We start from the raw sequence: 17,991 nt of genomic DNA, 5'->3' as shown, positions 1-17,991 counted from the left end.
CCCGCTCCCACCTGGCCTGGAATGATGGTCGGGTGCCCACGATGTCTGATCTAGTGCGGACCCGGACAGATCTGGACGCCGCCGATTTGGAATGGCTGCACGCGCTGGTCTCGGACTGGCAGCTGCTGGCGGATCTGTCGTTCGCCGATCTGGTGCTGTGGCTTCCTGAGCGCGGCGCGGTCCCCCGCGCCCAGGTCCCCGGCTGGGTGTGCGTGGCGCAGATGCGGCCCACCACCGGCCCGACCGCCTACCCGCAGGACCTGGTCGGCAAGGTGGTGCGCACCGGCAGGCGCGGGTTGATCGACGTGGCCTGGCGGGAGGAGCGGATCGTCCGGGAGGGCGACCCGGAGTGGGGCAGCGGCATCCCGGTGCGCGAGGAGTCCATCCCGGTGCGCCGGGGCGGCAAGATCCTCGGGGTGATCCAGCGCAGCACCAACCTCAGCTCCGCCCGCACCCCCAGCCGGCTGGAGCTGACCTACCTGCAAAGCGCCAGCGACCTCGCCCAGATGATCGCCGAGGGGCGTTTCCCCATCCCCAACCAGGAGCCCAATCTGGTGCGCTCCCCGCGGGTGGGGGACGGGCTGCTGCGGCTGGACAAGGCGGGCCGGGTCACCTACGCCAGCCCCAACGCCCAGTCGGCCTACCGCCGGCTGGGGATGGCGGCGGACCTGGTGGGCGAACCGCTGGGGGAGCTGACGCAGCGGCTGGTGGACACCGGCGAGCCGATGGAGGAGTCGCTGGTGCGGGTGCTGGGCGGCACCGTGGCCCGCGAGGTGGAGGTGGAGGCCAACGGGTCGGTGGTGCAGCTGCGCACCATCCCGCTGGTGGTCTCCGGCTCCCGCATCGGCGCCATCGTGCTGCTGCGCGACGTCACCGAGCTGCGCTGGCGCGACCGGGAGCTGATGACCAAGGACGCCACCATCCGGGAGATCCACCACCGGGTCAAGAACAACCTGCAGACCGTGGCCGCCCTGCTGCGGCTGCAGGCCCGCCGGCTGCAGGTCCCCGAGGCCCGGGCCGCGCTGGAGGAGGCGGTCCGCCGGGTGGGCTCCATCGCGATCGTCCACGAGACCCTCTCGCTCACCCCCGACGAGATGATCGACTTCGACGAGATCGCCGATCGCGTCATCACCATGGCCGGCGAGGTCTCCGCGCCCGAGACCCAGGTCGTCCCCAAGCGCATCGGGTCGTTCGGGGTGCTGCCCGCCCAGATCGCCACCCCGCTGGCGATGGTCCTCACCGAGCTGCTGCAAAACGCCCTGGAACACGGCCTTCCCGACCGTCAGGGGGAGCTGGAGGTGCTGGCGGCCCGGCGGGAGGGCGCGCAGCCGAGGCTGGAGGTGGTCGTCTCCGACAACGGCGTCGGCATGCCCGCCGATTTCGATCCCGAGCGCACCACCAGCCTCGGCCTGCAGATCGTCCGGACCCTGGTGGTCGGGGAACTGGGCGGGCGGCTGGAGTTCAAAGCCCGCCCCGGCGGGGGGACCGAGGTCTTCGTCGGCATCCCGCTGACCTCCGTCAAGCGCCCCACCGGGACGGGCTGAGACTGCCTGCCGCTACGATCGGACCGAACGGCCCGGCACGTGAACCGAAGGGCTCACCGGAACGTCGAAACGAGCGACGGCCGGCGTGGGCCGCGGCCGGCCGCCAGAAGCATTCCCGGCGGAGGGAGACCGCAGGACGCCACTTCGAGGAGCTGTCTGGATTCAAGGGACCACATCTGCACGGCAAAACCTCCCGGAGGCCGCCTGTCCGCTGGAACCGCTCCGCTGAAACTTGGCCGTTCCATGGGAATCGATGTGGAATTCAGGCCCGGATTTCAGGTCTTCGAGGAGGGACCTTGGGAAAGTGCTGCAGACCGCTTGCGGGCCGTCGCGGCGTGGTGGTCAGTACGCGCGGCCGAGGGCGCGGGCACGGGCCTTGCGGCGCTTGATGGCGCGGCGCTCGTCTTCGCTCATGCCGCCCCATACGCCGGCGTCCTGATTGGACTCCAAAGCCCAGTGCAAACAGGCGTCGATGACCTCGCAACGGCGGCAGACCTGCTTGGCCTCTTCGATCTGCAGCAGGGCCGGGCCGGTGTTCCCGATGGGGAAGAACAGCTCGGGGTCCACGTCACGGCAGGCGGCGAGGTGGCGCCAGTCCATGCGTTCAACTCCTTCGTCAGGGTGGAGGGGTGGCTCCACTTGTGAACTGCTTCACATGTCACGGGCGACCCGGACCCTGGTCGGGTCCCGGGGAGGTCTGTCTGTGGCGCTTTCGATCATGAGGCCGCTGAGCTGGCCTGATGTCGACTGGCGCACTTTGAGCGTGTCAGGGCGCCATCGTGGCACGCAAGACCTTTGAGAAACGTTTCTCAAAGTATGGGCTGTCATATGTGTCACATCGGCGGGTCAAACGTGTGACTTTCGCGTTAACAATACCCGCCCGAGCGAAGTCAGATTACGACGCGTATCGCCTTGGGCACGGAGCGGAATGTGATCTGCCGGCGTTCTCCCAGGTAGTCGCCGTCCAGCTGAAAGGCCATGGGCCGCTGAGCGCGCACCGTGATCTCCTCGGCGTCGTGCACGTTCACCACATGCCGGCCCATCACCGGACGGCCGCCCGGCCGCAACATCCCCGCCACCGCCGACAGCACCGGAAGCACCTGCAAAGAACGCATCCCGAACAGATCCAGCCCGCCGGCGAAGTGCGCGCGCGGACTCGGATTCACCGGATAGCCGCGGATATAAGTCCACGGAGCGGTATTGGCGATGAAGGAAAGGAACACCCCGTCGATCGGCGGGCGTCCCGGCCGTTCCACGGTGAGCGCCGGATGACGGCGGTCGGTGCGGAAGAACTGCCGAAGCGCCATCCCCACATACAGGGCCGGACTGGCGTTGCCCCCCGCCCGGCGCCGCCGCTCCACCGCCCGGATCACCTCGGCGTCCAGTCCCAGCCCCGCGCAGAAGGTGAAGTAGCGGTCGTCGGCCAGCCCCAGCCCGATCGAGCGGTACCGCCCGGCGCGCAGCGCGTCCAGCACCCGCCGGGTCGCGCCCACCGGGTCGCCCGGCAGCCCCAGCGCCCGGGCGAACACGTTGGTGCTGCCGATCGGCACCACCGCCAGCGCGGGCAGCTCGGCGGACGGGCCGTGCGCCAGCAGCCCGTTGACCGTCTCGTTGACCGTCCCGTCGCCGCCGAGCGCCATGACCACGTCGAACTTCTCCTCGGCGGCCCGGCGGGCCAGCTCGGCGGCATGGCCGCGGTGCGCGGTCTCCACCAGCTCCGGATCCACAGCGCCGGAGAACGTCCGCACCAGGAGGTCACGGATCCGCTGCGAGGTGGCGGTGGCCTTGGGATTGGCGATCAGCAGGGCGCGCACGGCGCCAGGTTACCCACGGTAGGGCCGGCCGCCGCAGCAGGGTGAGCGGGAGGATCCGCCCGGCCGGCGGGGGTGATTCCCGCAGTGGCGGCCAAGGCGAGTAGGGTTCGGTTCTGTGTCCGGACGCCGACCTTTCACCGTGACCGCGGCCGCCGCCCTCGAGGGAGCCGAAGGCGTGGCCGCGCTCGGCTTCGGTGCGTTCGTGGCCTGGGAGACCCTGGTCGGTGAGCCGATGGACGTGGTGACCGCCTGGGCCGTGACCGGGATGGCGCTGCTGGGCGGGTGCTGCATGCTGGCGGTCGCCCGCGGGCTGCTGGCCGCCGAGCGCTGGAGCCGCTCCCCGCTGGTGCTGACCCAATTGTTCGCGCTCCCGGTGTCCTGGTCGCTGCTGCAGAGCGAGCAGTACCGCTACGGGGTGCCGCTGATGGCCGCGGCGGTGCTCGCCCTGGTGCTGGTGCTCAGCGGCCCCAGCACCCGCTTCCTGCTGGCGGAGGAGGAGGAGCCGGAGGACAGCGCCGAGGCCGGGCAGGGCCGTCCCCGATCCTGACCGGCCGGCTCGCCGCCGCGATCGTCCGAACGCCGGTGAGCCGGGAGGGCGCCGCGGTCCCTCCCGGCTCACCGGCGTCGATTCAGGCCGGGTCCTTGCGGCCGGCGGTGTGCTGTGCTCACTCCTCGGCGGTCAGCCCCTCGCGCAGCTGGGCCAGGGTGCGGGCCAGCAGCCGCGACACGTGCATCTGGGAGATGCCCAGCTCGTTGGCGATCTGCGACTGGGTCATGTTGCCGAAGAACCGCAGCAGCAGGATCCGCTTCTCCCGGGCCGGGAGCTTCTCCAGCAGCGGCTTGAGCGACTCGCGGTACTCCACGCCCTCCAGCGAGTCGTCCACCATCCCCAGCGAGTCGGCCACCGCAGGGGCGTCCTCGTCCCCGGAGTCGGGCGCATCCAGCGAGACGGTGGAGTAGGCGTTGGCGGACTCCAGGCCCTCCAGCACCTCCTCCTCGCTCATCTGCAGATGCTCGGCCAGCTCGCTGACGGTGGGCGCGCGGCCCTCCCGCTGCGCCAGGTCACTGATCGCCTTGGTCAGCGACAGCTTCAGCTCCTGCAGCCGGCGGGGCACCCGCACCGCCCAGCCCTTGTCGCGGAAGTGCCGCTTGATCTCCCCCACGATGGTGGGGGTGGCGTAGGTGGAGAACTCCACCCCGCGGTCCAGGTCGAACCGGTCGATCGACTTGATCAGACCGATGGTGGCCACCTGGATCAGGTCGTCCAGCCACTCGCCGCGGTTGCGGAACCGGCGGGCCAGGTACTCCACCAACGGCAGGTGCAGCTCCACCAGCTCGTCGCGGACCCGCTGGCGCTCCGGGTCGCCCTCGGGCAGCTGGTGCAGCCGCTCGAACAGCACCCGCGCCCGGGCGCGGTCGGGTACTCCGCCGGTGTCCGGCCGCTCGTCGGCGGGACCCGGCACACTGCCCTCCGGCAGCGTGATCTTCTCGGTCATCGCGCCACCTCGCCCGGCGGTCGCCGCAGCGGTCGCTCCGCCGTCATCACCGGGCCGGTGCCGACCCGGCCGCAGCCCTCGGCGGACGGGCTGCAGGCAAGCTCATGAAGGTTCACTGTGCCCCCGCCGCTCCACGTCGCTTGCGCAGCGTCACGGTCACCCGGTCATCGGCGCCCACCGCGGAGTCCACATCGCCGGCCAGCGAGGACAGCACCGTCCAGGCGAAGGTGTCGCGGCTGGGCAGTGCGCCGTCCACGGTCAGCACGGACACCGCGATGCGCATGGCGTCCCCGCTCAGCTCGAACTGGCATTCCAGATCGGTGCCGGGCACGGCCTGGGCGAGCAGCATCGCGCACGCCTCGTCCACCGCGATGCGCAGGTCCTCGATCTCATCGAGGGTGAAGTCCAGCCGGGCGGCCAAACCGGCGGTGGCGGTGCGCAGCACGGACAGATACGCGCTGTCGGCGGGCAGCTTGACGGTCACCACGTCACGGACCGCCGATTTGGTGTCGGCCGGCGTCTTTGCTGGCATGGCAGTGGTTTCCTCGGTCACATTTCTCCCTTGGCTGGGCACGCCTCCTTCGAAACTACCGCCTGTCTCGCGTGCCGTGACGCTTCGCCGCGCGTGGGTTTCTCACTTGCCGGCGCATCGCGCCGGCGGTCGGTGCCGGAGATCTTCGCACCCCGCGGGAAACCGCCCATAGCCGGACGCGCGCCATCGGCCCTGCTCAGCGGCGGCCGAGTTCCCGCAGCGCCTCGCCGGTCAGCCGGTAGACCGTCCACTCGTCCTGCGGGAGCGCGCCCAAGGACTTGTAAAAACCGATGGCCGGCTCGTTCCAGTCCAGCACCGACCACTCCACGCGCCGGTAGCCGCGTTCGACGGCGATGCGCGCCAGCTCGGTCAGCAGCGCCTTGCCGTACCCGTGCCCCCGGGCCTGCGGCCGCACGTACAGGTCCTCCAGGTAGATCCCGTGCGTGCCCTTCCAGGTGGAGAAGTTCTCAAACCACAGGGCGAACCCGACGACCTCGCCCTCATGCTCGGCCACGTGCGCGAAGACCTTCGGGTGCGGCCCGAACAGGGCGCGCTGCAGGTCTTCTTCGGTGGCCTCCACCTCCTCGAGCGCCTTTTCGTAGTCGGCCAGCTCGCGGATCAGACGCAGGATCGTCGGGACATCTTGGGGAACAGCAGGTCGAATCACAGGCAGAGGCTACCGCCGCCGCCCACTGCGCCGGACCCTCAGGCGCGGCCGGAGGCCGGGCGGGCGGCCTCGATGCGGGCTCGCACCAGCCGCGGGTGGAAGTAGCTGATCCCGACGCGCTCGTCGCCGGTGACACAGAAGATCTGGTAGCCGTTGCGGCCGTCCTCGTCGGGGCGGGCGAACTCCAGCGGGTCGAACACGCCCAGATCGGTCATCTTCGCGAACCACTTCATCAGGGCGAACTCGTTGGGGAAGGACTCCCGCGTATGCCCGCGCCTGCCGAGGGAGTAACGCACCTCGTAGGTGCAGCCCTCGGGGGGATAGTTCATATCTTCCCCTCCCCCCAGCAGATGGTGCACTGCCGTCCTGTCGCCGTGCTGGTGCCGGTGCCCCGGCATCCCGGGCACCTGCGCGTCGCCGGCTTGGAATGCTTCCCCACGATATAGCCCCCTGTCACATGAGGACCGACCGGCCTCCCGTCCCTCTCTGGTCGGTCCACCGACAGCGTAGGGGGCGCCCCCGCAGGGGGTGTGCAGGACGGGGGAATCGGGCGAAAGCCGGGGACGCGAGGGATGATCCGATCGAGGGCCGCCGGGACGGCGAAGGCCCGCCCGGCGCGCCGGGCGGGCCTTGCCGAGGCATCGGCCTTGGGCCGGGTCAGGACTGCTTGGTCTCCCAGAAGATCTTGTCGATCTCGGCGATCTTGGCCAGCAGCTCCTCGGCCACCTTCACATCCACGCTCTGCTTGGTGCCGGCCGCCCCGGCGAGCTTGGTCGCCTCGTTGAACAGCTGGTGGAGCTGCGGGTACTTCTCAAAGTGGTGCGGCTTGAAGTAGTCGGTCCACAGCACCCACAGGTGCTCCTTGACCAGGTTGGAGCGCTGCTCCTTGATGATCAGCGCCCGGGTGCGGAAGACCGGGTCCTCGTTGGCGTGGTACTTCTCGATGATGGCCTTGACCGACTCGGCCTCGATGCGCGCCTGCGCCGGGTCGTAGACGCCGCACGGCAGGTCGCAGTGCGCAAAGACCGTGGTCTTCGGACGCAGTAGCTTTGCCAGCACCTGCATCGTCCCTTCTCGGTAGCGGATCATGCTCAGGTCACCGACATTACCCCGATGGCCTGGCGTTCGCGCGAGTAGGGGCACGGGTATCCGGAAGGGAGCCGCCGGTGTGGCAGACGGTGGAGGTGTCCGGGGAGTCGATGCTGCCCGCGCTCCGGCCGGGGGACTGGCTGCTGGTGCGGCGCCGGGGCCGTCCCGTCGCGGCCGGGGACGTGGTGGTGGCCCGGCATCCGCGGCGGGCGGGGCTGCTGATCGTCAAGCGGGCCGTACGCCGCACCGCGGAGGGCTGGTGGCTGGAGAGCGACAACCAGCGCGCCGCGGGCCGGCAGGACAGCTGGGACTTCGGCGCCGTCCCCGAGGAGCTGATCGAGGGACGGGTGGTGGCGCGTTATTGGCCGCCGTCGCGCATCACGCTGCTGCGCCGGGGGAGGGGCGGCTGACGCCGGCTTTTCCGGCGCCAAGGCTCACCGGGGGGACTCGCCGTCGGGGCCGGGTGGCGCGTGGGCGGGCCGCGGGTCGTCGGAGCGTGCGGCGCAGTGCTCGCTGCAGTAGCGGCGGGAGCGGTCGGCGGTGGTGTCGAAGAAGACGTTGTCGCAGCCGGCGGCCCGGCAGGTGCCCAGCCGGTCCAGGCCATGGTCGCTGATCTTGACGGCCAGCCCCATGGCGGCGCCGGCGGCGTACCGGTCGGGCACCGAGCCGCCCTCGGTGAGGTGCAGGTGCCAGCGCTGGCCGTCGTGGCCGGACAGCTGGGGCTGGATCGGGTGCTGGATCAGCAGCGTGTTCAGCCGTTCGACGGCCTCCTCCTCATCGCCCCGGGCGGCGGCGGCGAAGATCGCGCGCAGTGACTCGCGCAGCTGGCGCATGGCGTCCAGATCACGGTGGGTGACCCGGCCGCTGAGATGGGGCCTGATCTTCAGCAGCCGTTGCAGGGAGTCCAGGTCGCGCAACGAGTCCTCGGCGGGGGCGGAGCTGTTGACCAGCTCGATCGCCAGGTCTGCGTAAGAAGCGAAGTCCACCGGCACTCCTTATGTGCCGACCCCGGTCCGTCGGCGGCGGTCCGTCGCCGGTATCGAGTATCACATGCGCTGTGCGGGATGGCACCGCGAGAAGGCCGGGAATATGAAATATTGTGCGGTATGCACGCAAAATATTTCCATAATCGTCCGTGCATATACGGGTGTTGTTAAAAATTGACAACCCGCCGTGTGGAGCGATCCAAGCCGTTCCCGGCCGGTGCTCTGCGCCGCCCCCGCGGCTGCGCACCCGGAGCTTTCCCGATGCGCGGCGGGCCGGACGGCCCGGTGAAGGCCGTCCGGCCCGCTGGTGCGCGGCCCTGTCGGGCCGCCCGAAAAGACCGGCTTTTCAGATCCGGTTGACGCCCTCCTTGCGGGCCTGCTCGGCCACCGCCGCGGTGACGGCCGGGGCCACCCGCTCATCGAACGGGCTGGGGATCACATAATCCGGGCTCAGGTCATCGCCCACCACGTTCGCCAGCGCCTCGGCGGCGGCCAGCTTCATCCCCTCGGTGATGCTGTGGGCGCGCACGTCCAGCGCGCCGCGGAAGATGCCGGGGAAGGCCAGCACGTTGTTGATCTGGTTGGGGAAGTCGCTGCGGCCGGTGGCGACCACCTTGGCGTGCCGCCGCGCCACATCCGGGTGGACCTCCGGAGTGGGGTTGGACAACGCGAACACGATCGCGTTGTCGGACATGGTGGCGATGCTCTCTTCGCGGACGGTGCTGCCCGACAGCCCGATGAACACGTCGGCGCCGCGCAGCGCGTCCTCGGTGGAGCCCTTGAGGCCGAGCTTGTTGGTGTCGCGGGCCAGCGCCTGCTTGACCGGGTTGAGCCCGTCGCGGCCCTCGTAGATCAGGCCCTTGCTGTCGGAGACGGCGATGTCGCCGATGCCGGCGTTCAGCAGGATCCGGCTGACCGCCACCCCGGAGGCGCCCGCACCGGCCACCACCGCGCGCAGCTCCGACAGCGGCTTGCCGATCAGGCGGGCCGCGTTGCGCAGCGCGGCCAGCGCCACGATGGCGGTGCCGTGCTGGTCGTCGTGGAACACCGGGATGTCCAGCGCCTCGCGCAGCCGGTCTTCGATCTCAAAGCACCGCGGCGCGCTGATGTCCTCCAGGTTGATGCCACCGAAGCTGGGCGCGAGCCGGATCACGGTCTCGACGATCTCGTCGGTGTCGGTGGTGTTCAGCGCGATGGGCACCGAGTCGACGCCGGCGAACTGCTTGAACAGCAGCGCCTTGCCCTCCATGACCGGCATGGAGGCGGCGGGGCCGATGTCGCCGAGCCCCAGCACCGCGGTGCCGTCGGTGACCACGGCCACCACTTTGGAGGTCCAGGTGTACTCGTAGGCCAGTTCCGGATTGTCGGCGATGGCGGTGCACACGCGCGCCACGCCGGGCGTGTAGGCCAGGGACAGATCGTCCTTGTTGCGCACCGGGACAGTGGAGCGGACCTCCAGCTTGCCACCCTTGTGCAGGACGAACGCCGGATCGTTGTCGTAATCGAAGCTTGAATCGGACTCAGCAGCCACAGCGACCCCTGTCATGACGAAACGGCTCTCGATGGAGCGTGTGGGCGATGCCACCCCTGCAGTGCGGTCTAGGTGGCCGTTTCCGGGTGGTCATCTCTTGACGTACGGGGGTCACCCGCTGTCCGATTGTGCCACACGCCTTCCAGGCGACCGTCGGGCGGGTGGAGTGGTCTGTGCCACGATGCCCGTTCTCTGTCTGTTCCCTCCATGAGGGCAGGGTGTGCCCCGTTTTGGGTTACCCGTCACTCCCAACGGCGTACGCTACCGGTACTTGGAGCGGTCCATCCAGGATGTTCCCAGGTAGGAGGGCTGGGCGACCTGTTGTGCGATCGTTTCTTGACCTTAATAGAGACCACCGGTGGTCTAGGACAAGATGTCCTGCAATGCCTTCGATCGGCGAAGGTGCTACGAACTAGTTGAAGGGGGACCTGTGAACACTGGTTCTCTGCGCCGCCGCGCCGTAGCGGCGGGTGCTCTCCTGCTGACGGGTGCCCTGGTCCTGTCCGCCTGTGGCGACGACGGCGGGGAATCCGGGGCCGGTTCCGACACCACCGTAACCCAGGACGCCGCGCTGGCGGCCATGGTCCCCGATGCCATCAAGAGCGACGGCAAGATCAAGGTCGGCACCGACGCCTCCTACCCGCCGAACGAGTCGATCGACCCGTCCACCCAGGAGATCGTCGGCTGGGATGTGGAGCTGTTCAAGGCCGTGGCGGCCAAACTCGGCCTGAAGGCCGAGTTCGAGAACGCCGGTTTCGACACCATCATCCCGGGCGTCCAGTCGGGCAAGTACGAGATCGGCGTGTCGTCCTTCACAGATGACAAGGAACGCGAGAAAGCCGTCGACTTCGTCACCTACTACTCGGCGGGCACCGCCTGGGCCGCCCCCAGGGGCAACCCCAAGAACGTCAACCCCGACGACGCCTGCGGCCTGACCATCGGCGTGCAGCAGGGCACCGTTCAGGTGAAGGACCTGGAGGAGCGCAGCAAGAAGTGCACCGAGGCCGGCAAGCCGGCCATCAAGACCGTGGTGCGCAAGCAGCAGACCGAGGTCAACAACGACCTGGTGGCGGGCAAGATCGACGCCATGGCGGCCGACTCCCCGGTGGTGGGCGGCGCGGTCAAGACCACCGGCAAGCTGGAGATCATCGGTCAGGTCTACGACACCGCACCCTACGGCTACGCGATCAACAAGAACGCCGGGCAGTTCAAGGAGGCCGTCCTGGGGGCGATCAAGGCGCTGATCGCCGACGGCACCTACATGAAGATCCTCAAGGAACACGGCGTGGAGTCCGGCGCCATCACCGAGCCGGTGATCAACGGAGCCCAGAGCTGACTTCATGACCGTCAACGGAGACGTGGAGAAGGGACGGCCCGAGGCGATCCGGGCCGTCCCCGTCCGGCATCCCGGGCGCTGGGCCGGGGCCGCGGTGGTGCTGGTCCTGGCCGCGATGTTCGTGCACTTCCTGCTCTACAACCCGGCCTTCAACTGGAGCGAGCAGTGGAAGTACCTGTTCTCTGAGCCGGTCCTCAAAGGCGTCCGCAACACCATCTGGCTGACGGTCGCGGCGATGGCCGGCGGGATCGCGCTCGGCGTCGTGCTGGCGCTGATGCGGATGTCGCCCAACCCCCTGCTGAAGGGGGCGGCCTTCGTCTACCTGTGGTTCTTCCGCGGCACTCCGCTCTACACCCAGCTGCTGATCTGGGGCGCCATCGGGGCGCTCATCCCCACCATCGGCATCGGCATCCCCTTCGGCCCGGAGTTCCACACCTGGCAGACCCAGAAGCTGATCAACGTGGCGCTGGCCGCGGCGCTGGGGCTGATCCTCAACGAGGCCGCCTACATGGCCGAGATCGTCCGGGCCGGCATCCTGTCGGTGGACCCCGGCCAGCAGGAGGCGGCCAGCGCCCTGGGCATGTCCCGGATGCAGACCATGCGCCGCATCGTGCTGCCGCAGGCCATGCGGGTGATCGTGCCGCCCACCGGCAACGAGACCATCTCGATGCTCAAGAACACCTCGCTGGTGGCGGCGGTGCCGTACGCGGAGCTGACCTTCACCGCGCAGACCATCTACGCCAGCACCTACCAGATCATCCCGATGCTGATCATGGCGTGCCTGTGGTACCTGTTCCTGTCCACGCTGCTGATGATCGGCCAGTACTACCTGGAACGGCACTTCAGCCGGGGCGTGGGGAACTCCGGCCGCGGCAGGGGCGGGCTGCGCGCGCTGCGCGGAGGAGGTGGCCAGTGACCGTTGACAAGACGACCGTCACAGACTCGAAGGCCGAGCGTCCCCCGATGGTCAAGGCCGAGCAGGTGCACAAGAGCTTCGGCCACCTGGAGGTGCTCAAGGGCATCGACCTGGAGGTCCAGCCCGGCGAGGTCATGTGCATGATCGGCCCGTCCGGCTCGGGCAAGTCCACCTTCCTGCGGTGCATCAACCACCTGGAGAAGATCGACGCCGGGCGGCTGTGGGTGGACGGCCATCTGGTCGGCTACCGGGAGAAAGGCGGCAAGCTCTATGAGCTGCGCGACCGCGAGGTGGCCGCGCAGCGCCGCGACATCGGCATGGTCTTCCAGCGGTTCAACCTCTTCCCCCACATGACGGCGCTGGAGAACGTCATGGAGGCGCCGGTCCGGGTGAAGAAGGAGCCCAAGGACGCCGTCCGCGAGCGGGCGCGGGCGCTGCTGGAGCGGGTGGGGCTGGCCGACAAGATGCACAGCTACCCCGCCCAGCTGTCCGGCGGCCAGCAGCAGCGGGTGGCCATCGCCCGCGCGCTGGCCATGCAGCCCAAGCTGATGCTGTTCGACGAGCCCACCTCCGCGCTCGACCCCGAGCTGGTCGGCGAGGTGCTGGAGGTGATGAAGCGGCTGGCCCTGGACGGCATGACGATGATCGTGGTCACCCACGAGATCGGGTTCGCCCGCGAGGTCGGCGACTCGCTGGTCTTCATGGACGGCGGCGTGGTGGTCGAGTCGGGACCGCCGCGCGAGGTGCTGGCCAACCCGCAACATCCGCGGACCCGGGACTTTCTGTCCAAGGTCCTGTGAGGCCGGGCACGGCGGCCCGCGCCCCCGGTCGGGCGGCGCGGGCCGCCGGCGTCTAAGGTGGGCGCCATGTTCGCTGTCTACGCTGCACGTTTCGACGCCGACAACCCGCTGAACGGCCTGGAGCTGGGGGAGCGCCCCGAACCCGAGGCGCCCGAGGGCTGGACGACCGTCACCGTCAAGGCCGCCTCCCTCAACCACCACGACCTGTGGACGCTGCGCGGCGTCGGCATCCGCCAGGAGCAGCTGCCGATGATCCTCGGCTGTGACGCGGCCGGGGTGGACGCCGACGGCAACGAGGTCATCGTGCACTCGGTGATCGGCGACCCGGACGCCGGCGGCGGCGATGAGACCCTCGACCCGCGCCGCTCCCTGCTGTCGGAGCGCCACCAGGGCACCTTCGCCGAGCAGGTGATCGTGCCGCGCCGCAACCTGGTGCCCAAGCCCAAGGAGCTGTCGTTCGAGGAGGCGGCCTGCCTGCCCACCGCCTGGCTGACCGCCTACCGGATGCTGTTCGACAAGGCCGAGCTGCAGCCCGGCGCGACCGTGCTGGTGCAGGGCGCCGGCGGCGGGGTGGCCACCGCCCTGATCGCGCTCGGCGCGGCCGCCGGCTACCGGGTGTGGGCCACCAGCCGCAGCGAGGCCAAGCGCAAGCGGGCGCTGGAGCTGGGCGCCGAGGCGGTCTTCGAGCCCGGGGCGCGCCTGCCGGAGCGGGTGGACGCGGTGATGGAGACCGTCGGCCAGGCCACCTGGTCGCACTCGCTGAAGTCGCTGCGTCCCGGCGGCCGCATCGTGGTCAGCGGCGCCACCACCGGCCAGCTGCCCCCCGCCGAGCTCAACCGGGTGTTCTTCCTGCAGCTGTCGGTGGTCGGCTCCACCATGGGCACCCGCGACCAGCTGGTCCGCCTGTCCCGCTTCCTGGTCACCAGCGGCCTCCGCCCGCCGATCGACCGCACCCTGCCGCTGGCGCGGGCCCGCGAGGGCTTTGCCGTCATGGCCGAAGGCGACCTCTTCGGAAAGATCGTCTTCACGCCCTGACGGCGGGCTCCCTAGCGGATCGCACCGCTGTGGGTACGCTGAGTGCGTATGACTCCCATGATGACCGGGAGCCGATCGTGAGGAAGGAGTCACCCGGCGTGAGCGTCGCCGCCGGGCTTTCGATGGCCGCTTCCGGACGTGCCGGCGGCGCGCCGTCCCACGGGGTCGCCGCCGAGGTGCACAGCGCGTGCCTGCTCCCGGACACCCCCTACCGGCTGTGGGAGCGCGGTGAACTCCACGAGGTGCTCGCCCTTCCTCACGACGGCACCAGGGTCGAGGTCATCGATGGGGAGATCTACGTATCACCGGCTCCGGTCATGCCGCACAACCGGATCATCGACAAGATCGCTGAGGCGTTCTGGGCCGCGCGGGCCGCTGATCCGGAGTGCGTGTGGGAGTGCACGCAGGGCACGGGCCTGCGTGTGCCGGAGCGGGAGACGGGCTGCGTGCCCGACCTCATCGTGGCCGAATCCGAGATCCTCAACGCCGCCTGGGAGGCAGGGGCCCCTTATCTCACGCCCGACCAGGTGGAGATGACCGTCGAGGTCACCTCCAAATCGAACGCGGCGGCCGATCGCCAGCCGACGAGCCTGCGCCCCAACACCAAGTGGCAGCTTTACGCACGCCTGGGGATCCCCTGCTATCTGCTCGTCGACCGTGATCCCCGGGCCGCTCAGGTCACCTTGTACTCGGCGCCGGACCGGGCCGCCGGGGCCTACCTGCAGCACCGGGTATGGAACTTCGGCGAGACCGTCAAGCTGCCGGAGCCGTTCGGGATCGAGATCCCCACCGAGCTGTGGCGGCCCTGGAAGGACTAGCGGTCGAGGATCTCGGTGCGGATCCGGGCGGCGGTCTCCTCCAGCAGTGACTGGACCGCCGCCAGGTCCGCCTCGGTCAGGCCGGAGCGCCTGGCGCTCTTGCGGACGTTGTCGGCGAACTTGCGCAGCGCGCGCTCCAGTTTGATGCGGTTGGCCTCCTCGGCGGTGCCGGTGGCGGTGCACCAGGCCTCGTCCCAGCTCTGCCGCCACTCCTCCATCAGGGCCTGGCTCTGCTCGCGCCAGTGCCCCTTGTGCCGCCGCCACTCCTCCTTGTGCCGCTCCCTGACCTCCCGCCAGGTCTCCTTGGAGGCGGTACGGCCCTGCTTGCGCATCTCGCGGGCGGCCTGGGTCAGCTCCTCGCGCAGCGAGCGGACGGTCTGGCGGACGTCCTGCTGCAGCTCGCGGGCGAACTGCTGGGCCGAGGCGGCGATCTCCTCCTCCAGGTCGGCCAGCTCGTCCATGCGGCGCTCCAGCTCGGCACGGCCGGCGTCGGTGAGCGAGTAGACCTTCTTGCCCTTGATCACCTCGTGGGTGACCAGGCCGTCGGCCTCCAGCCGGGCCAGGCGCGGGTAGATGGTGCCGGGGGAGGGGGAGTAGACCCCCAAGAAGCGGTCCTGCAGCAGCCGGATCACCTCATAGCCGTGCCGCGGGCTCTCCTCCAGCAGCTTGAGCAGGTACAGGCGCAGCCGGCCGTGGCCGAAGACGGGGCTCACTTGTCCTCCACTCCCGTGCCGGCCTTGGCCGGATCATCGGGCTTGCTGAGCAGCGTGATGCCGCCGGAGATCGTGTTGACGACCAGCTGCCCGGCTCCGTCGCCGAGCGTGCCGCTGACGTTCGTGGCCACCGGGCGGTCGTACCGTTGCAGACCGGGGAACGAGGTGTCGATCCGGCCGGCCGCCGAGCCGAGCTGGACCTTCGCCGAGGTCGATTCCGGCAGCCGCAGCGCCACCTCCCCGGAGACGGTGCTGACGGTCATGGCGCACCCGTTGACCGGCGCCACGTCCGCGGCGATGCGGCCGGAGACGGTGCGGGCGCCCAGGCTCTCCAGCGAGCCTCCGGCCAGGGTGAGGTCGCCGGAGACGGAGGTGAAGTTCACCGCGCCGTCCACCCCTTGCGCCTCGATCCGCCCGGAGACGGTGTTGGCGTCGATCTGTCCCTTCACCCCGTCCAGCGTGACGTCGCCCGTCGCGCTCTTGATGGCGGCGCGGGCCGACAGGCCGGTGATGACCGCGTCGGCGGAGACCAGGTTGAGCTGGACGGGGCACTCGCGGGGGACGGTCACCGTGACGGTGGCGCGGGCCCGCTGGTTGCGCAGCCAGCCGAGCATGCCCTCCAGGATCCGCTCGTGGGCGATGGTCAGCATGCCCGCCTCGTGGCTGACCAGCAACGGCGGCCCGTGGACCTCACTGACCAGCACGGACGGCGCCTCGTCGGAGGCCAGCACGTTGATGTTGCCGGCGATCATGGTGGCCTTCAGGGCGACCACGCCGTCGAACTCCAGCGTCGCCGTGCTGTCGATCGTCCAACGCGACATCGCATGCCGCCTTTCGTGCCCGTGCCTTGGGGATGACGCGACCGGACTGTGCCGAGTAACACGATATGTCGCGTCCTGGCAAAGTCAAGACATGTCGCTTTTCGGCGAGTCACCGGCGCGGAAGCGGCCCGTGACGGTTTCAGTCCTCATCGTCCAGCCGGGCCAGCCAGGTGGCCAGCCGATCGATCGGCGTTTCGAACTCGGGGTTCAAATCCACGAACTCGCGCAGCCGCTCGGCCACCCAGTCCAAGGTGACCTCCTCCGAACCGCGCCGCTGCGACAGTTCCTCGATTCCACGGTCGGTGAAGTACATGTACCGATCCTTTCAGCGAACCGTTTTCCCCGCGGAAACCGCGCCCGGTTCGGCACGGTGACATGGGCGAGGGCCCCGGAAGACGCTTCCGGGGCCCTCCAAGGGAAACCGTGTGGACGGCTCGGCGTGCTCAGTCCGGGAAGACCTGCTGCAGCAGGGCCTCCTGCTCGATGGCGTGCATCTTGGCCGAGCCCACCGCCGGCGAGGAGCTGGCCGGGCGGGAGATCCGGTGCAGCGGCCGGCCCTCCAGCAGCGGCCCCAGGGTGAGCGCCAGGTACGGCCAGGCGCCCTGGTTGGCCGGCTCGTCCTGCACCACCACCAGCTGCGCGTCGGCGGGGTACTTGGCCAGCTCGGCCTTCAGCTCCGCCACCGGCAGCGGGTACAGCCGCTCCAGCCGGATCACCGCGGTGTCGGTGACGCCCTTCTTGGCCCGCCGCTCCACCACCTCGTAGTAGATCTTGCCGGTGGTGATCAGCACCCGCTTGACGCCGGACGGCTCGATCGCGCCCTGCTCGCCGATGACCGGCTGGAAGGCGCCGGAGGTGAACTGCGCGACCGGCGAGGCCGCCCCCTTGTGCCGCAGCAGCGACTTGGGGGTGAACACGATCAGCGGCTTGCGGCGCTGGGAGAGCACCTGCCAGCGCAGCAGGTGGAAGTAGTTGGCCGCGGTGGTCGGGTAGACCACCGTCACGTTGTCCTGGGCGCACAGCTGCAGGAACCGCTCGATGCGGGCCGAGGAGTGGTCCGGGCCCTGGCCCTCATAGCCGTGCGGCAGCAGCAGCGTCACCGACGAGCGCTGGCCCCACTTCTGCTCCCCGGAGACCACGAACTCGTCGATGATCGACTGGGCGCCGTTGGCGAAGTCGCCGAACTGCGCCTCCCAGCACACCAGCGCGTCCGGGCGGGTCAGCGAGTAGCCGTACTCAAAGCCCATCGCGGCGAACTCGCTCAGCAGCGAGTCGTGCACGTAGAACTTCGACACGCCCTTGTCGAACCGCTTGAGCGGGGTGTGCTCCTCGCCGGTCTTGCGGTCCACCAGCACCGCGTGCCGCTGGCCGAAGGTGCCGCGCCGGGAGTCCTGGCCGACCAGCCGCACCGGGTGCCCGTCGATCAGCAGCGAGCCGAACGCCAGCAGCTCGGCGGTGGCCCAGTCCACCGAGTCGTCGGAGATCGCCTGGGCGCGGCGCTGCAGGATCGGCTGCAGCCGCGGGTGCACGGTGAAGCCCTCGGGCAGGTCGACCTGGGTCTCGATGATCTGCTTGATGGTCTCCAGATCGATCGCGGTCCCGGCCGCCCCGTGGTCGATCGGGACGTGCTCGGGCTCGGCCGGCTTGATCACCGAACCGGGCTCCGGCGACTTGGCCAGCGCCTCCCTGGTCTCGGTGAAGGCCCGCTCCAGCTGCTCCTGGTAGTCGCGCAGCGCCTGCTCGGCCTCCTCCACCGTGATGTCGCCCCGGCCGATCAGCGCCTCGGTGTACAGCTTGCGCACCGAGCGCTTGGCGTCGATCAGGTCGTACATCAGCGGCTGGGTGAAGGAGGGGTTGTCGGACTCGTTGTGGCCCCGCCGCCGGTAGCAGACC

The 17,991-nt window shown here is 69.8% G+C and carries 21 protein-coding genes; 8 read left to right on the top strand and 13 right to left on the bottom strand.

What is annotated here, in order from left to right:
• Positions 1–32 precede the first annotated feature (32 nt).
• Positions 33–1,544: a sensor histidine kinase gene (locus BUE48_RS18365; protein ID WP_012854012.1), complete on the top strand. Its 1,512-nt coding sequence runs from the start codon at positions 33–35 to the stop codon at positions 1,542–1,544.
• 342 nt (positions 1,545–1,886) lie between these two features.
• On the opposite strand, the gene BUE48_RS18360 is transcribed toward BUE48_RS18365, so the two are convergent.
• Both BUE48_RS18360 and BUE48_RS18355 read right to left on the bottom strand, forming a co-directional pair.
• On the bottom strand, positions 1,887–2,144 hold the full coding sequence (locus BUE48_RS18360) for a WhiB family transcriptional regulator (RefSeq protein WP_012854011.1): 258 nt from the start codon (positions 2,142–2,144) through the stop codon (positions 1,887–1,889).
• Positions 2,145–2,434: 290 nt separating this feature from the next.
• Entirely contained in the window at positions 2,435–3,358 is a 924-nt protein-coding gene (locus BUE48_RS18355) for a diacylglycerol/lipid kinase family protein (RefSeq protein WP_012854010.1), read from the bottom strand.
• A 115-nt stretch (positions 3,359–3,473) separates the two neighbouring features.
• On the opposite strand from BUE48_RS18355, the gene BUE48_RS18350 reads away from it, so the two are divergent.
• The gene (locus tag BUE48_RS18350; protein ID WP_012854009.1) at positions 3,474–3,905 is read left to right on the top strand and encodes a hypothetical protein; all 432 of its coding nucleotides are present in this window, start codon (positions 3,474–3,476) and stop codon (positions 3,903–3,905) included.
• 118 nt (positions 3,906–4,023) lie between these two features.
• On the opposite strand, the gene BUE48_RS18345 is transcribed toward BUE48_RS18350, so the two are convergent.
• The 5 genes from BUE48_RS18345 to sodN form a co-directional block, all read right to left on the bottom strand.
• Positions 4,024–4,854 carry an RNA polymerase sigma factor SigF gene (locus BUE48_RS18345; protein ID WP_012854008.1) on the bottom strand — a complete coding sequence of 277 codons (831 nt, stop codon included), beginning with the start codon at positions 4,852–4,854 and terminating at the stop codon, positions 4,024–4,026.
• A 112-nt stretch (positions 4,855–4,966) separates the two neighbouring features.
• Positions 4,967–5,407, bottom strand: coding sequence for an ATP-binding protein (locus BUE48_RS18340; protein WP_425358345.1), 441 nt, complete (start codon positions 5,405–5,407; stop codon positions 4,967–4,969).
• A 175-nt stretch (positions 5,408–5,582) separates the two neighbouring features.
• The gene (locus tag BUE48_RS18335) at positions 5,583–6,053 is read right to left on the bottom strand and encodes a GNAT family N-acetyltransferase (protein WP_012854006.1); all 471 of its coding nucleotides are present in this window, start codon (positions 6,051–6,053) and stop codon (positions 5,583–5,585) included.
• Positions 6,054–6,091: 38 nt separating this feature from the next.
• Positions 6,092–6,382 (bottom strand): hypothetical protein, encoded by a 291-nt coding sequence (locus BUE48_RS18330; protein WP_012854005.1) that lies wholly within the window; start codon positions 6,380–6,382, stop codon positions 6,092–6,094.
• A 328-nt stretch (positions 6,383–6,710) separates the two neighbouring features.
• Positions 6,711–7,112, bottom strand: coding sequence for a superoxide dismutase, Ni (sodN, locus tag BUE48_RS18325; protein WP_217265544.1), 402 nt, complete (start codon positions 7,110–7,112; stop codon positions 6,711–6,713).
• Positions 7,113–7,219: 107 nt separating this feature from the next.
• Here sodN and sodX point away from each other — a divergent pair, with 107 nt between their 5' ends.
• A complete protein-coding gene (gene sodX / locus BUE48_RS18320; protein ID WP_012854003.1) occupies positions 7,220–7,552 on the top strand; it encodes a nickel-type superoxide dismutase maturation protease in 333 nt (110 codons plus the stop codon).
• Positions 7,553–7,576: 24 nt separating this feature from the next.
• Here sodX and BUE48_RS18315 read toward each other — a convergent pair whose 3' ends face one another.
• Both BUE48_RS18315 and BUE48_RS18310 read right to left on the bottom strand, forming a co-directional pair.
• A complete protein-coding gene (locus tag BUE48_RS18315) occupies positions 7,577–8,128 on the bottom strand; it encodes a CGNR zinc finger domain-containing protein (protein WP_012854002.1) in 552 nt (183 codons plus the stop codon).
• Between the two features lie 346 nt (positions 8,129–8,474).
• Positions 8,475–9,674: an NAD(P)-dependent malic enzyme gene (locus BUE48_RS18310; RefSeq protein WP_012854001.1), complete on the bottom strand. Its 1,200-nt coding sequence runs from the start codon at positions 9,672–9,674 to the stop codon at positions 8,475–8,477.
• Between the two features lie 415 nt (positions 9,675–10,089).
• Between BUE48_RS18310 and BUE48_RS18305 the strand changes: the two genes are divergently transcribed.
• The 5 genes from BUE48_RS18305 to BUE48_RS18285 all read left to right on the top strand — a co-directional run bounded on the left by BUE48_RS18305 (position 10,090) and on the right by BUE48_RS18285 (position 14,564).
• A complete protein-coding gene (locus BUE48_RS18305) occupies positions 10,090–10,995 on the top strand; it encodes an ABC transporter substrate-binding protein (protein WP_012854000.1) in 906 nt (301 codons plus the stop codon).
• Between the two features lie 4 nt (positions 10,996–10,999).
• Positions 11,000–11,911: an amino acid ABC transporter permease gene (locus tag BUE48_RS18300; RefSeq protein ID WP_012853999.1), complete on the top strand. Its 912-nt coding sequence runs from the start codon at positions 11,000–11,002 to the stop codon at positions 11,909–11,911.
• 47 nt (positions 11,912–11,958) lie between these two features.
• On the top strand, positions 11,959–12,711 hold the full coding sequence (locus BUE48_RS18295) for an amino acid ABC transporter ATP-binding protein (protein ID WP_041442243.1): 753 nt from the start codon (positions 11,959–11,961) through the stop codon (positions 12,709–12,711).
• 66 nt (positions 12,712–12,777) lie between these two features.
• Positions 12,778–13,746: a zinc-binding dehydrogenase gene (locus BUE48_RS18290; RefSeq protein WP_012853997.1), complete on the top strand. Its 969-nt coding sequence runs from the start codon at positions 12,778–12,780 to the stop codon at positions 13,744–13,746.
• A gap of 98 nt (positions 13,747–13,844) precedes the next feature.
• Positions 13,845–14,564 (top strand): Uma2 family endonuclease, encoded by a 720-nt coding sequence (locus BUE48_RS18285; protein WP_012853996.1) that lies wholly within the window; start codon positions 13,845–13,847, stop codon positions 14,562–14,564.
• On the opposite strand, the gene BUE48_RS18280 is transcribed toward BUE48_RS18285, so the two are convergent.
• The 4 genes from BUE48_RS18280 to BUE48_RS18265 form a co-directional block, all read right to left on the bottom strand.
• Positions 14,561–15,277 carry a PadR family transcriptional regulator gene (locus BUE48_RS18280; protein WP_012853995.1) on the bottom strand — a complete coding sequence of 239 codons (717 nt, stop codon included), beginning with the start codon at positions 15,275–15,277 and terminating at the stop codon, positions 14,561–14,563. The two genes, BUE48_RS18285 and BUE48_RS18280, sit on opposite strands and share 4 nt — an antisense overlap.
• The gene (locus tag BUE48_RS18275) at positions 15,274–16,098 is read right to left on the bottom strand and encodes a DUF4097 family beta strand repeat-containing protein (RefSeq protein WP_012853994.1); all 825 of its coding nucleotides are present in this window, start codon (positions 16,096–16,098) and stop codon (positions 15,274–15,276) included. Before BUE48_RS18275 ends, BUE48_RS18280 begins: the two co-directional genes overlap by 4 nt.
• Positions 16,099–16,237: 139 nt before the next feature.
• The gene (locus BUE48_RS18270; RefSeq protein WP_012853993.1) at positions 16,238–16,411 is read right to left on the bottom strand and encodes a DUF6104 family protein; all 174 of its coding nucleotides are present in this window, start codon (positions 16,409–16,411) and stop codon (positions 16,238–16,240) included.
• Positions 16,412–16,541: 130 nt separating this feature from the next.
• On the bottom strand, positions 16,542–17,991 hold a 1,450-nt coding region (locus BUE48_RS18265), incomplete at its 5' end, for a thiamine pyrophosphate-dependent enzyme (RefSeq protein WP_286990628.1).

This window comes from Thermomonospora sp. CIF 1 (genome assembly GCF_001896795.1).
In the GTDB taxonomy this organism is placed as follows: domain Bacteria; phylum Actinomycetota; class Actinomycetes; order Streptosporangiales; family Streptosporangiaceae; genus Thermomonospora; species Thermomonospora curvata.
Note: the sequence above shows the minus strand (reverse complement) of the source record. Positions and strands in the feature narration are given on the sequence as shown.

Coding starts and splice junctions, on each gene's coding strand:
- BUE48_RS18360 (WP_012854011.1), bottom strand. CDS start 2,144: ATGGACTGGCGCCACCTCGCCGCCTGCCGTGACGTGGACCCCGAGCTG.
- BUE48_RS18345 (WP_012854008.1), bottom strand. CDS start 4,854: ATGACCGAGAAGATCACGCTGCCGGAGGGCAGTGTGCCGGGTCCCGCC.
- BUE48_RS18330 (WP_012854005.1), bottom strand. CDS start 6,382: ATGAACTATCCCCCCGAGGGCTGCACCTACGAGGTGCGTTACTCCCTC.
- BUE48_RS18310 (WP_012854001.1), bottom strand. CDS start 9,674: ATGACAGGGGTCGCTGTGGCTGCTGAGTCCGATTCAAGCTTCGATTAC.
- BUE48_RS18300 (WP_012853999.1), top strand. CDS start 11,000: ATGACCGTCAACGGAGACGTGGAGAAGGGACGGCCCGAGGCGATCCGG.
- BUE48_RS18295 (WP_041442243.1), top strand. CDS start 11,959: ATGGTCAAGGCCGAGCAGGTGCACAAGAGCTTCGGCCACCTGGAGGTG.
- BUE48_RS18290 (WP_012853997.1), top strand. CDS start 12,778: ATGTTCGCTGTCTACGCTGCACGTTTCGACGCCGACAACCCGCTGAAC.
- BUE48_RS18275 (WP_012853994.1), bottom strand. CDS start 16,098: ATGTCGCGTTGGACGATCGACAGCACGGCGACGCTGGAGTTCGACGGC.
- BUE48_RS18270 (WP_012853993.1), bottom strand. CDS start 16,411: ATGTACTTCACCGACCGTGGAATCGAGGAACTGTCGCAGCGGCGCGGT.